15 protein-coding genes are annotated in these 11,671 nt (G+C 69.0%); 6 read left to right on the forward strand and 9 right to left on the reverse strand.

Annotated features, from left to right (window positions below; translation table 11 throughout):
* From mdcE to madL, 6 genes are all read right to left on the reverse strand, one after another.
* Positions 1 to 649 (reverse strand): biotin-independent malonate decarboxylase subunit gamma (mdcE, locus tag F3J14_RS30100; RefSeq protein ID WP_166726042.1); only part of this gene is annotated, 649 nt, incomplete at its 3' end.
* Entirely contained in the window at positions 636 to 1,571 is a 936-nt protein-coding gene (locus tag F3J14_RS30105; protein WP_166726043.1) for a biotin-independent malonate decarboxylase subunit beta, read from the reverse strand. The genes mdcE and F3J14_RS30105, both read right to left, overlap by 14 nt.
* Positions 1,568 to 1,882, reverse strand: coding sequence for a malonate decarboxylase acyl carrier protein (gene mdcC / locus F3J14_RS30110; RefSeq protein WP_166726044.1), 315 nt, complete (start codon positions 1,880 to 1,882; stop codon positions 1,568 to 1,570). The genes F3J14_RS30105 and mdcC overlap by 4 nt, the downstream gene beginning before the upstream one ends.
* A gap of 10 nt (positions 1,883 to 1,892) precedes the next feature.
* Complete coding sequence (gene mdcA / locus F3J14_RS30115; protein WP_166726045.1) at positions 1,893 to 3,539, reverse strand: malonate decarboxylase subunit alpha; 1,647 nt, start codon at positions 3,537 to 3,539, stop codon at positions 1,893 to 1,895.
* 166 nt (positions 3,540 to 3,705) lie between these two features.
* Positions 3,706 to 4,473, reverse strand: coding sequence for a malonate transporter subunit MadM (gene madM / locus F3J14_RS30120; protein ID WP_105833762.1), 768 nt, complete (start codon positions 4,471 to 4,473; stop codon positions 3,706 to 3,708).
* 11 nt (positions 4,474 to 4,484) lie between these two features.
* Complete coding sequence (gene madL, locus F3J14_RS30125) at positions 4,485 to 4,880, reverse strand: malonate transporter subunit MadL (RefSeq protein ID WP_166726046.1); 396 nt, start codon at positions 4,878 to 4,880, stop codon at positions 4,485 to 4,487.
* Positions 4,881 to 5,212: 332 nt separating this feature from the next.
* Here madL and F3J14_RS30130 point away from each other — a divergent pair, with 332 nt between their 5' ends.
* Together F3J14_RS30130 and F3J14_RS30135 are read left to right on the forward strand one after the other, a co-directional pair.
* A complete protein-coding gene (locus F3J14_RS30130) occupies positions 5,213 to 6,061 on the forward strand; it encodes a LysR substrate-binding domain-containing protein (RefSeq protein WP_006761082.1) in 849 nt (282 codons plus the stop codon).
* 176 nt (positions 6,062 to 6,237) lie between these two features.
* Positions 6,238 to 6,516 carry a DUF4148 domain-containing protein gene (locus F3J14_RS30135; protein ID WP_166726047.1) on the forward strand — a complete coding sequence of 93 codons (279 nt, stop codon included), beginning with the start codon at positions 6,238 to 6,240 and terminating at the stop codon, positions 6,514 to 6,516.
* 47 nt (positions 6,517 to 6,563) lie between these two features.
* Here the strand turns inward: F3J14_RS30135 and F3J14_RS30140 are convergent, their stop codons facing one another.
* Positions 6,564 to 7,481 carry a 3-hydroxyacyl-CoA dehydrogenase NAD-binding domain-containing protein gene (locus tag F3J14_RS30140; protein WP_166726048.1) on the reverse strand — a complete coding sequence of 306 codons (918 nt, stop codon included), beginning with the start codon at positions 7,479 to 7,481 and terminating at the stop codon, positions 6,564 to 6,566.
* A 245-nt stretch (positions 7,482 to 7,726) separates the two neighbouring features.
* On the opposite strand from F3J14_RS30140, the gene F3J14_RS30145 reads away from it, so the two are divergent.
* Positions 7,727 to 8,167: an Hsp20/alpha crystallin family protein gene (locus tag F3J14_RS30145; protein ID WP_166726049.1), complete on the forward strand. Its 441-nt coding sequence runs from the start codon at positions 7,727 to 7,729 to the stop codon at positions 8,165 to 8,167.
* Positions 8,168 to 8,183: 16 nt separating this feature from the next.
* The gene (locus F3J14_RS30150) at positions 8,184 to 8,594 is read left to right on the forward strand and encodes an Hsp20/alpha crystallin family protein (RefSeq protein WP_166726050.1); all 411 of its coding nucleotides are present in this window, start codon (positions 8,184 to 8,186) and stop codon (positions 8,592 to 8,594) included.
* Positions 8,595 to 8,701: 107 nt separating this feature from the next.
* On the opposite strand, the gene F3J14_RS30155 is transcribed toward F3J14_RS30150, so the two are convergent.
* A complete protein-coding gene (locus F3J14_RS30155; protein WP_166726051.1) occupies positions 8,702 to 9,004 on the reverse strand; it encodes a zf-TFIIB domain-containing protein in 303 nt (100 codons plus the stop codon).
* 60 nt (positions 9,005 to 9,064) lie between these two features.
* Positions 9,065 to 9,820 carry a TerC family protein gene (locus F3J14_RS30160; protein WP_166726052.1) on the reverse strand — a complete coding sequence of 252 codons (756 nt, stop codon included), beginning with the start codon at positions 9,818 to 9,820 and terminating at the stop codon, positions 9,065 to 9,067.
* Positions 9,821 to 9,928: 108 nt separating this feature from the next.
* Here F3J14_RS30160 and F3J14_RS30165 point away from each other — a divergent pair, with 108 nt between their 5' ends.
* Together F3J14_RS30165 and F3J14_RS30170 are read left to right on the forward strand one after the other, a co-directional pair.
* Positions 9,929 to 10,822 (forward strand): LysR family transcriptional regulator, encoded by an 894-nt coding sequence (locus F3J14_RS30165; RefSeq protein ID WP_166726053.1) that lies wholly within the window; start codon positions 9,929 to 9,931, stop codon positions 10,820 to 10,822.
* Between the two features lie 148 nt (positions 10,823 to 10,970).
* Positions 10,971 to 11,671, forward strand: a 701-nt coding sequence (locus tag F3J14_RS30170) for a DUF2242 domain-containing protein (protein WP_166726054.1), incomplete at its 3' end; no start/stop codon positions are given.

Consider the following 11,671-nt stretch of genomic DNA (forward strand, 5'->3'; position numbering starts at 1 on the left):
GGCCGCGCGCCGCACGACCGTCGCCGCGTTCGGCCGGCCTGCCGAGCCATTCGCCGACCTGCGCGTCGAGCGCGCGGGCCGGATCGAGCACGGCGTCGACGGCGCCCATCTTCACGAGATTGTCGAGCCCCGGCGCGAACACCGGCGTCGAGCGCGCCATCTCCTTCAGCACGTCGATCGGCAGCTTCGTCACGCGCGACATCGACGGCAGGTCCATCACCTCCGGCTCGGCGCCCGGCACCGCGAGCAGCGTACGCGTCGCGAGCGCGGTCGCGATGAACGCACCCGCGGCCGTATGGCCGTACAGCACGCCGATCGTCCGGTGCCCGGCGAGCTCCGCCTGCATCAGGCATTTCGCGAGATGCGACAGCCCTTCGTTCAGGCCGAGCAGTTCGTCGCGCTTGCTCATCCGCTGGCTGTCGCTGTCGACGAGCACGAGAATCGGCGTGTCGCCGCCGCGCTCGATCGTGTCGAGCACCTGCGACGCGAGCGTCAGCGCTTCGTCAATGCCGAACGGCAAGCGCTCGGCCACGCCGATCACGTCGACGCGCGTGCCGGCCAGATGCGCGTGGCCCGTCAGCAGGCCGCCGCTACGCGTAATCGAATGGCCTTTGGGAAACAGCGAGGTCAGGACTTCATCGAGCGTCATGCTGCGGCTCCTGCAGTTGGTCGGCGAGCTTCGCGAATTCGTCGTCGGACATGCCCGGGATTGCTTCCGGCGTGTCCGCGCCGAGCGCGCGCCACACGTCGAGCGCGTCCTTGCAGCCACCGAACCGTTCGACGCGGGCTTCGAGACGCGTCTGCTCCGCGCGCAGCATCGCCACATCGAATGTCGGCGCACGCTCGAGCAGCTCGAGCGCCGCCGCGCGAAACGCGTCCGGCGTGTCGGCCACGTAGCGATCCGCGCCGCCGATCAGCCGACGATGCTTGCCGCCCATCGTGCGCCAGATCAGCGCGCGATCCTTCGCGTCGAACTCCTCGACACCGCGATTGGTCTCGATCACCTCGGGGCCCGACACGCTGATGCGCCCCTGCTCGGACACCGCGAGCGCCGAGCAGCACGCGGCGAGCAGCCCGCCGCCGCCGTAGCAGCCCGCGCGCCCGCCGATCAGTCCGATCACGGGCACGCCGGCCGCACGCGCGTCGACGAGCGCCCGCATGATCTCGGCGATCGCGAGCTCGCCCGCGTTCGCTTCCTGCAGCCGCACGCCGCCCGTATCGAACAGGATCAGCACCGGCGTGCCGAGTTCGCGCGCCGCACGCAGCAGCCCGGTGAGCTTCGCGCCGTGCACTTCGCCGAACGCGCCGCCCATGAAGCGGCCTTCCTGCGCGGCGACGAACACCGGCTTGCCGTCGAGCCGGCCGTGGCCGACCACCATCCCGTCGTCGAACTGCTGCGGCAGGTCGAACAGCGGCAGGTGCGGGCTCGTCACGCGTTCGCCCGGCCCGAGAAATTCCGTGAAGCTGCCCGCATCGAGCAGCCCGTCGACGCGCTGGCGCGCCGACGCTTCGTACCAGCTCGCGCCATTCGCGACGAACGCGGGCGCGTCATGGATCATGTCGGTCGTCATGCGTCCCCCTCGATCGCGCGCACGGCCTGCGCGAGCCGCAGCGACACCATGTCGGGCCGCGCGCCGCCGTCGTTGATCGACAGCTTCAGGCCGCCCGGCACGCGCCGTTCGACGAAGTCCGACACGACGGCCTGCCACACCGCGCCGAAACCGACCGCCGCGGTGCGGATGTCGATCTCGCATTCATTGCCCGGCAGCACGCGCTCGACGAGCACCTCGAGATTGCCGGACGCGACCACGCCGACGAGCGCCGTGGCCCGTTCGCCCTGCGCGCGCTCGCGCGCGGTGAAGCGGTAGTTCAACTGTTCCATGCCCTCTTCCTCACCAGTTGCGGAACCGGGCCGGCGGCGCATACAGGCCGCCCGACCAGTGCACGAGATCCTTGATCGAGCGCGCGGCAAGCCAGCGGCGGTCGGCGTCGAGCGGATCGATGCCGAGATCCTCCGGACGCCGGATCACGCCGCGCTCGCGCAGCCGCTCGACCATCCTGCGGTCGCGGCCGCGGCCGACCTCGGTATACCCGGCCACGCCGCGGATCGCGTGCTCGCGTTCATCCTTGTCGCGGCACATCAGCAGGTTCGCGATGCCCTCCTCGGTGACGATGTGCGTGACGTCGTCGCCGTAGACCATGATCGGCGCGAGGTCGAGCTGCAGCTTGTCGGCGAGCTTCAGCGCGTCGAGCTTCTCGACGAACATCGGCGCGTTCTTGTCGCCGAACGTCTCGCCGATCTGCACGACCAGCTTGCGGCCGCGCCTGAGCGCCGCCGGCGTGTCGGGGTCGGCTTGCGCGCCGGCCTTCAGCCACGGCTCGCTCGGATGACGCCGGCCGCGCGCGTCGCTGCCCATGTTCGGCGCGCCGCCGAAGCCGGCGATCCGCTCGGCCGTGACCGTCGACGAATGGCCCGCGAGGTCGATCTGCAGCGTCGAGCCGATAAACATGTCGCACGCATAGAGGCCCGCGGTCTGGCAGAACGCGCGGTTCGAGCGCAGCGACCCGTCGGAGCCCGTGAACCACACGTCGGAGCGCGCGCGGATGTAGTCGTCCATCCCGACTTCGGAACCGAAGCAGTGGATCTGCTCGACCCAGCCCGACTCGATCGCGGGGATCAGCGTCGGGTGCGGATTGAGCGCCCAGTGCGTGCAGACCTTGCCCTTCAGCCCGAGCTTCGCGCCGTAGGTCGGCAGCAGCAGCTCGATCGCGGCCGTGTTGAAGCCGATCCCGTGGTTCAGGCGCCTGATCCCGTACGGTTCGTAGATGCCCTTGATCGCGAGCATCGCGGTCAGGATCTGCGTTTCGGTGATCGCGGCCGGGTCGCGCGTGAACAGCGGCTCGACGTAGAACGGCCGGCCGGCCTCGACGACGAAATGCACGCGGTCGCCGGGAATGTCGACGCGCGGCACCTTGTCGACGATGCGGTCGACCTGCGCGATCACGATGCCGTCCTTGAACGCGGTGGCCTCGACAACGGTCGGCGTGTCTTCCGTGTTCGGGCCGGTGTAGAGGTTGCCGTCGCGATCGGCGCTGACCGCCGCGATCAGCGCGACCTGCGGCGTGAGGTCGATGAAGTAGCGTGCGAACAGCTCGAGATACGTGTGCACCGCGCCGAGCGCGATCTTGCCGCCGAACAGCAGCTTCGCGATCCGCTGCGACTGCGGGCCCGAATACGCGAAGTCGAGACGCTTCGCGATGCCGCGCTCGAACACGTCGAGATGCTCGGGCAGCACGACGCCCGACTGCACCATGTGCAGGTCGTGGATCTTCGCGCTGTCGACGTCGGCGAGCGCAGTCGCGAGCAGGTCGGCCTGTTTCTGGTTGTCGCCTTCGAGGCAAACGCGGTCGCCGGGGCGCAGCACCGCTTCGAGCAGCGCGACGGTGTCGCGCGCACCGACCCGCTTGCCCTGCGCGTACGCCGCGCCGGCCGCGAGGCGTGCATCGCGCGCTTGCCGCGCGTGATTCCATCCCGTCATGAACAGTTCTCCTGCTTCGATGGTTCAGCGGCATTCTAAGCCTGGCGCCGCCGTCGATTGATGATGTTGAAGAATGCGACTCAGAGGACGCCGCGATGGATTCGGCGCGCCGGAAATCGCGCACACCGGCGGCACGCGCGGCCCGCCCAAGTCGCACGCGGGTCGGCTATGCGCCGACCAGCGCGCGCGTCGTGAAGAACAGCAGCGACGGGCCGAGCAGGCAGCCGACGCCCGTATGGAACGTCGCGACCAGCGCGCCATACGGCACGAGCCGGCGGTCGGTCGCGGCGAGGCCCGCGCTCACGCCGCTCACGGTGCCGGCGAGGCCGCCGAAGATCATCGCGGAGCGCGGCGTCTTCAGGCCCATGAAGTTGGCCGCGACCGGCGTGCCGACCATCACGATGATCGCCTTGACCAGCCCCGTCGCGATGCTGAGCGCGATCACGTCGGAGCTCGCGCCGATCGCCGCGCCCGTGACGGGCCCGACGATGTAGGTGACGGCGCCCGCGCCAATGGTCGTCATGCTGACCGCATCGGTGTAGCCGAACGCGCGCGCGATGCTCGCGCCGACGATGAACGGCAGCACGGTGCCGAGCAGCAGCGACACGACGCCGACGAGGCCGGCCTTGCGCGCCTCGGTCGGCTGCACTTCGAACGCGGTCGCGACGATCGCGAAATCGCGCAGCATCGCGCCGCCCATCAGGCCGACACCGGCGAACAGCCGCACGTCGGCGAGCCCCTTCTCGCCGCCGGTGAACGCGCCGCCGACATAGGCGAGCACCAGGCCGATCACGATCGCGATCGCGGAGCCGTGTACGCGGCCGAACGTGAGCTTGCGCGACGCGATCGACGACAGCCACATGATCAGGCCGACCAGCGCGAACGACGCGACGAGCCCGTTGTGGGCGACGGTTTTTTCGAGCATCTGCAACATGGCGGCCTCCTTCACTGTTCTTCGAATTGCGGCACGCCCGCGAAGGCCGTGTCGTCGCGCCCGGTGCGCGCGAGTACCGCGATGCAGCATGCGCAGATCCCGACCGCGCCGACGGCGGCCAGCAGCGCGACCGGCCCGCCCTTCAGCGCGGCGACGACGTTCTGGTTCGCGGCCATCGCGACGACGACCGGGATGTACATCGCGCCCCAGAAACCGACGCCCGCCTCGGTCTCCTTCGGCAGCCAGCCGCGCCGGTGCAGCCACAGGCGCAGGCAGATCAGCAGCAGCATCGCGATGCCGACGCCGCCGACGTTGGTCTTCACGCCGATCGCGGTGCCCAGCAGGTCGCCGAGGAACAGCCCGGCCAGATGGCAGAACGCCAGTAGCGCGGTTCCGTAGATGATCATGAGTCGTCTCCAGTCTCTTCGTGACGGGCGCCTGACGCGTGCGGGAGTCAGGCCCGCACGCCGGTCCCGGGCGCGGACAGTCTGTCTCCTGCGGCGGAGCGCCGCGACCCGGCGGCTCGTCGTGCGAGCGCATTCTCGGGTGGTCGATGGGATGATGCGGTTTCGGGCCGGACGCCGGATGGCTTAGACTGACCGATGGAACTGGCGGCGCGACACGGGCTACGCGTCCGATGTGCCCCCTTGCATGGGTCGCACCGGCGCGTGATCCGATACTAGCGCCGCAAAATCCGGCCATTTATGAAGTTGTCGAAACCGATTCAGTGGATTTAGCAATGCGTCCCTTACCGCCCGAGTTGCTGCGCAGCTTCGTCGCCGTCGCCCAGTCCGGCAGTTTCACCGCCGCCTCCGAGCGCGTGAGCCTGTCGCAGTCGACCGTCAGCCAGCACATCCGCCGCCTCGAGGAACTGCTCGACCGGCCGCTGTTCGAGCGCGACACGCGCAACGTGCACCTGTCGCAGCACGGCGACGCGCTGTTCCGCTACGCGGTGCGCATTCTCGAACTGATGGACGAGGCCGTCACGTCGGTGTGCGGCCCACCGCTGTCGGGCAAGGTGCGGCTGGCGATGTCGGAGGATTTCGCGAGCGCGCACCTGACGGCCGCGCTCGCGAGCTTCGTGCAGCGCAACCCGGACGTCGAGCTCGCGATCTCGACGGGGCTGTCGGGCGACCTGTTCGATGCGCTCGACGAAGGCCGCCACGACCTGGTGTTCGCGAAGCGCGTCGCGGGCAGCCGGCGCGGCCGCGTGATCCGCAGCGAACCGCTGTACTGGTGCACCGGCCCCGATTCGCGGATCACCGGCCACGAGGCCGTGCTGCCGCTCGCGCTGCATCCGGAGCCGAGCGTGTCGCGCCGCCGCGTGCTCGAGTCGCTGGAGGCGGTCGGCCGCCCTTACCGGATCGCCGTCGTGAGCAGCAGCATCGCGGTGCTGCGCGCGGCCGCGAGCGCGGGGCTCGGCGTCAGCGCGTTCGCCGGCTACGTGATTCCGGCCGGGCTCGCACGGCTCGACGCCGGGCTGCCCGAACTCGGCGAACTCGAATACGTGATCGACCGGCCCGCGGCTGCGTCACGCTCCACGCTCGCGCTCGAGGCGACGCTGATCGCGGCGGCCGCCGAACTGTAGCGAGCGCCCCGGCCATCACGCCGAGGCCGCTTCGTTGCCGCATTCGCTCGCAACTGACAGCCTTGCCCTGAACGCGTCAGCGTCCGCGCAGTACCCGCTCGCGACAATGGGACCCATCGGAACGCACGGCAGTGTGCCGAGCGTCCACCGTCCCGTCCCCTTGATCGGAGCACACCATGAACGTCTTGCGATTCGCCGTCGCGACCGCCGCCACCGCACTGCTGTCCCCCGCCTTTGCGCAAACCGATGCCGCGGCACCCGCGCAGGGCCTGACGCGCGCGGACGTCGTCGCCCAGTTGAAGCAGGCCTATCTCGACGGCGAACTGCCGACCAACGACGGCAACTATCCGCCCGATGCCGCAACGCGCGCCCGTAATCGCGAGCGGGTGCAGGCCGCGGAGCCCGCGTGGCTCGCGCAGACACCTCAGGCACCGCAAACTGCCGTCCAGCAATAGCCCGTTACGCTCTTGCGGCCCGGCCGAAACACGGCGCCGCGCCGTGCTCAGGGCAGGAAACTGCGCCGCCGCGCGTCGATCAGCTCGACGAGCAGCCGGTCGCGCTCGGCCGCCAGTTCCTGCATCGAACGCTCGCCCTGGATCGCGCGCAGTTCGTCATTCAGCTTGCGATCGACGGCCGGATCGAACGACGGCGTGCCGAGGTCGTCCCACCACGTCGTGATCGGCCCCGACAGGTGTTCGAGGAAGTGCGCGATCCCGCCCGCGCCGCCGCCGAGGTGATAGGTCAAGCACTGCCCCATCAGCCCCCAGCGCAGGCCCGGGCCCCACGCGACGGCCTTGTCCGCATCAGCGACGCTCACCACACCTTCGCCGACCAGGTGATACACCTCGCGAAACAGCGCGGCCGCGAGCCGGTTCGCGACATGGCCGGTCATTTCCTTGTTGAGCACGATCGTCTGCTTGCCGAGCGCGTCGTAGAACGCCTTCACGCGCGCGATCACGCCCGGGTCGGTCGCGTCGCCGCCGACCAGCTCGACGAGCGGAATCAGATGCGGCGGGTTGAACGGATGCGCGATCAGGCAGCGTTCCGGATGCTTGTCGCACGCGGTCTGGATCTCCGACATCTTCAGGCCCGACGAACTCGACGCGATCGGCACGTGCGCGGGCAGCACGTCGTCCATCTGCCGGTACAACGCGCGCTTCAGGTCGAGCCGCTCGGGCCCGTTCTCCTGCACGAAATCGACGCCGTCGAGCGCGCGCACGAGATCCGCGTCGAACGACAGCCGTGCGGAAAGTTCGGCGGCGCGTTCGCCGAGAAACGCGGCGAGTGCGTCGCGCAGCCGCGCGTCGGCCTGCGGCGCGGGATCGGTCGCGACGACGTCGAAGCCCTGCGACAGATAGAAAGCCGCCCAGCTCGCGCCGATCACGCCGGCACCAACGATCGCGATGCGTTGAATGTCCATTTCCGTCCCGTCTCCGTGGTCTGTGGATAGCGCGACGATTGTCGCATCGATTCGCATCGTCACGCGTTGATACCGATTGCAATTTCCCTCTTGAAAACCGCCGCGGCGACCTCTAATTACCCGTTGCCAGGCAGTGCCCGTCACGCGCACTGCCCCCGTTTCGACTCAGCGGAAAACCGCGCATCGCACACGCCGTCGGCGTCGCGTCGTCGCGTCTTTCGCACTTCATGTTCCGGAGGACCTTCATGAGCGGTATCCATCACGGCTACGACCTGTTCGACGAATTCGCCCGCGTGCAGCGGCAGATGGCGAGCCTGTTCGGCGAGCATCCGACCGGCATCCGCGCGGTGCGGCCGAGCGCGTTTCCCGCGCTGAACGTCGGCGCGACCGACGACGCGATCGAGATCGTCGCGTTCGCCCCCGGCATGGCCGCGGCCGACTTCGACGTATCGATCGACAAGGACCTGCTGACGATCAGCGGCGAGCGCAAGCCCGTGCCGCACGACGCCGGCGACGACGTGCGCACCTACGCGCAGGAGCGCTTTCACGGCGCGTTCCGGCGCGTCGTCGAGCTGCCGCAGAACGCCGACGCCGACAACGTCAGCGCCCGCTATGAAAACGGCTGCCTGCTGATTCGCGTCGGCCGGCGCGAGGCATCGAAGCCGCGTGCGATCACCGTTCAGTAACCTTCAGGAGAACGACATGAATACCAGCCAGAACGTGACCGAACGCCACACCGGTGCCCTCCATGCGGCAGCCGCCGAAGCCGCGCGCCGGCCCGCGCTCACGCCGGCCGTCGATATCGTCGAAGACGCGCGGCGCGTCACGCTGCGCGCGGACCTGCCCGGCGTGCCGCGCGAGAACCTCGACGTGAAGGTGCACGACAATACGCTGACGATCGAAGCCGACACGCGCATCGACACGCCGGCCGACCTGCGCGTGCGCCATGCCGAAATCCGCGCGCCGCGCTTCGTGCGCACGTTCGTGCTGAGCCCCGATCTCGACACGTCGAAAATCGATGCGAGCCTGCGCGACGGCGTGCTCACGTTGACGATTCCGCGCCGCGAGGAAACACGCCCACGCCGCATCGACGTGACGGTCGGCAACGCGTAAGCGCCGGCGCGTGTTCATCGCGTCACGCGCATGACAAAGCCCCGCCAGGCATCACACCTGGCGGGGCTTTTTGCTACGTGCGGCGCGGTACGCGCGCGCCGTCGCGTTCAATCGAAATCGAACAGGTCGAACATCGACTTCTTGCGACGCTGGCCGTCGTGCCGGTGACGGTCGTCGTGCGGGCGGCCGTCGCGCCCCCAGCCATCGTCACGCCCGCGCGGCGCGTGGGCATCGTGCCGCACCGGCGGCTCGTCGCGGCGTGCCGGCACCTCGCCGGTTTCGCGTGCGATCAGCTTGTCGAGTTCGCCGCGATCGAGCCACACGCCGCGGCACGTCGGACAGTAGTCGATCTCGATCGACTGGCGCTCGGCCATCAGCAGGTCGGGCGTCTTGCAGACCGGACATTTCATCGCGCTTCTCCTTTCATTGAGAATTCCGAATCGAGGGCGGGCCGTCGCCCGCCCGCTTGCTCAGTGAGCTTCGCCGCGCGCCGCGCGCTTTGCCTTCGCACGACGCGCCAGCATGTTCATGCCCTCGACGAACGCCGAGAACGCCATCGCCGCGTAGATATAGCCCTTCGGCACGTGCGAACCGAAACCTTCCGCGATCAGCGTCATGCCGATCACGACGAGGAACGACAGCGCGAGCATCACGATGGTCGGGTTGCGGTCGATGAAGCGTGCGAGCGGCTGGGCGGCGAACAGCATCACGCTCACCGCGACGATCACCGCGACGAACATGATCGGGACGTGCTCGGTCATGCCGATCGCGGTCACGATGCTGTCGATCGAGAACACGATGTCGAGCATCACGATCTGGCCAATCGCGGCCCAGACCGTCAGGCCGGCCGCGCCGCCGGACGCACCCGAGCCGTCGCCGTCGTGCGACACGTGATGATGGATCTCGGTGGTCGCCTTCCACACGAGGAACAGGCCGCCCGACAGCAGGATCATGTCGCGCCACGAGAACGCGTGATCGAACAGCGTGAACACCGGTTCGGTGAGGCTCGCGATCCACGCGACGCTGCCGAGCAGCGCGAGGCGCATCACGAGCGCGAGCGCGATGCCCAGGCGCTGCGTGCGGGCGCGCTGCGCTTCCGGCAGCTTGTTGCTGAGAATCGAGATGAAGATCAGGTTGTCGATGCCGAGCACGACTTCCATCACGACGAGCGTCAGGAGCGCGGCCCAGACGGCGGGGTCGGCGGCAAGCGTCAGCAGGTAGTCCATGAAAAGGGCCGATTCGAATGTGGAAAGCCCGATGATAGGTATTCCAAGACTTCGGAAAAATCAGCGAGAATCTGATCTTTGGTTCGGTTTTTCCGAAATTTCGATCCGATGCTGAATTTTCGCCATTTGTACTATTTCTGGGTCGTCGTGAAGGAAGGCGGCTTCGCGCGCGCCGCCGAGCGGCTCGACATGGCCGTGCAGACGATCAGCGCGCAGGTGCGCGACCTGGAGAAGTCGCTGGGCCACCAGCTGCTGCGCCCGGCCGGGCGCGGCGTCACGATGACCGATGCCGGGCAGGCCGCGTATGCGCGCGCGGAGGTCATCTTCGAGATGGGCCGGCTGATCCCCGACGAAGTGCGCGCGGCGGCCAGCCAGCCGACCGTGCGGCTCGCGGTCGGCCTCGCGGACGGGATCTCGAAGCTGGCCGCGCATGCGATCCTCGCACCGGTGCTTGACACCCCCACGCTTCGGCTGCTGTGTCACGAGGGCGAGCACGATGCGCTGCTCGCGGAACTGGCCCTGCATCACCTCGATCTCGTGCTGGCCGGCCAGGGGGCGCCTTCGGGGTCGAATCTGCGCGTGACGAGCGAGCGGCTCGTCGCATCGCCGGTCGACTGGTACGGGCCCGCGGCGCTCGTCACGCCCGCCGCGCGGCAGCGCTTCCCGCACTGCCTCGCCGAGCTGCCGGTGCTGCTGCCGACCGCCCATTCGGCGCTACGCGCACGCCTGGACCTGTGGCTGGAGCGGGAACGGATCGTGCCCCGCGTGGCCGGGGAATTCGAGGACAGCGCGCTGATGGCCGTGTTCGCGGCACGCGGCCTCGGCGTGTTTCCGCTCAGCGAACTCGGCGCGAACGACGCGTCGCTGTTGCGCGGGCTGCGCCGGCTCGGCCGTGCGGGCGACGTGACCGAGGAAATCCATGCGATCCGCTCGCGGCGCGGCGAACACCATCCGCTCGTGTCGCAATTGCTCGCCGTCGCGCGGCCGGCGCCGGCCGGCTGAAGCAAGCGCGACATCAAACGAAACTATAATGACGCCCCGGCCATACGAGATTGCCAAGCGCCGTGCACCGGCACAGCCGTTGCGCGGCATCGCGTGGGCGGCGCCCGCCGCCCCGCCCGGCATTTCGCCGAGCCTTTTGAAAGACGCCATGCACAACCGACTTCGCCTGTTTTCCGTTTCGTGCGCGCTCGCGGCCGCGGCCGTGCTGGCGGCGTGCTCGTCGCCGCCCAAGCCGATCTACCAGCAGGAGCAGTTCGACGCGACGAGCAGCCCGTATGCGCACACGTTCCGCTCGAAATCCGACGCGGCCTGCGAGGCCGCGCGTCGCGCGCTGCTGAGTCAGGGCTATGTCGTGTCGTCGTCGCGCAACGATGCGGTCGACGGCAGCAAGAATTTCCAGCCGAACAACGACATGCACGTCGTGATCGAGTTTCACGTCGTGTGCGCGGACGCGAATGCGGACGGCACGTCGAGCATCGCGTACGTGAACGCGGTGCAGGACCGCTACACGCTGAAGAAGTCGAATACGTCGGCCAGCGTCGGGCTCAGCGTGTTCGGGTCGCTGTCGCTGCCGATCGGCTCGAGCGACGACGCGCTCGTGAAGACGGCGAGCGAGACGATTCCCGCCGGCGTGTTCTACGAGCGCTTCTTCAATCTCGTCGAGCATTTCCTGAAGATCGATCCCGCCCGCCGCGACCGCGCAACCGTGAAAGCGGCCGAGAAGGAACCCGTCGCGCCGCTGCCCGAACCCGCGCCGACGCCGCAAGGCGAGCCGATGAAGATGACGACGCCCGTCGTGCCGACCCCGCCGGCCGCGCCGGTGCCGCTGTCGGTGCCGAGCGTCGCGCC

The sequence above is a fragment of the Burkholderia sp. Tr-862 genome (assembly GCF_011753085.1).
Classification (GTDB): domain Bacteria; phylum Pseudomonadota; class Gammaproteobacteria; order Burkholderiales; family Burkholderiaceae; genus Burkholderia; species Burkholderia ambifaria.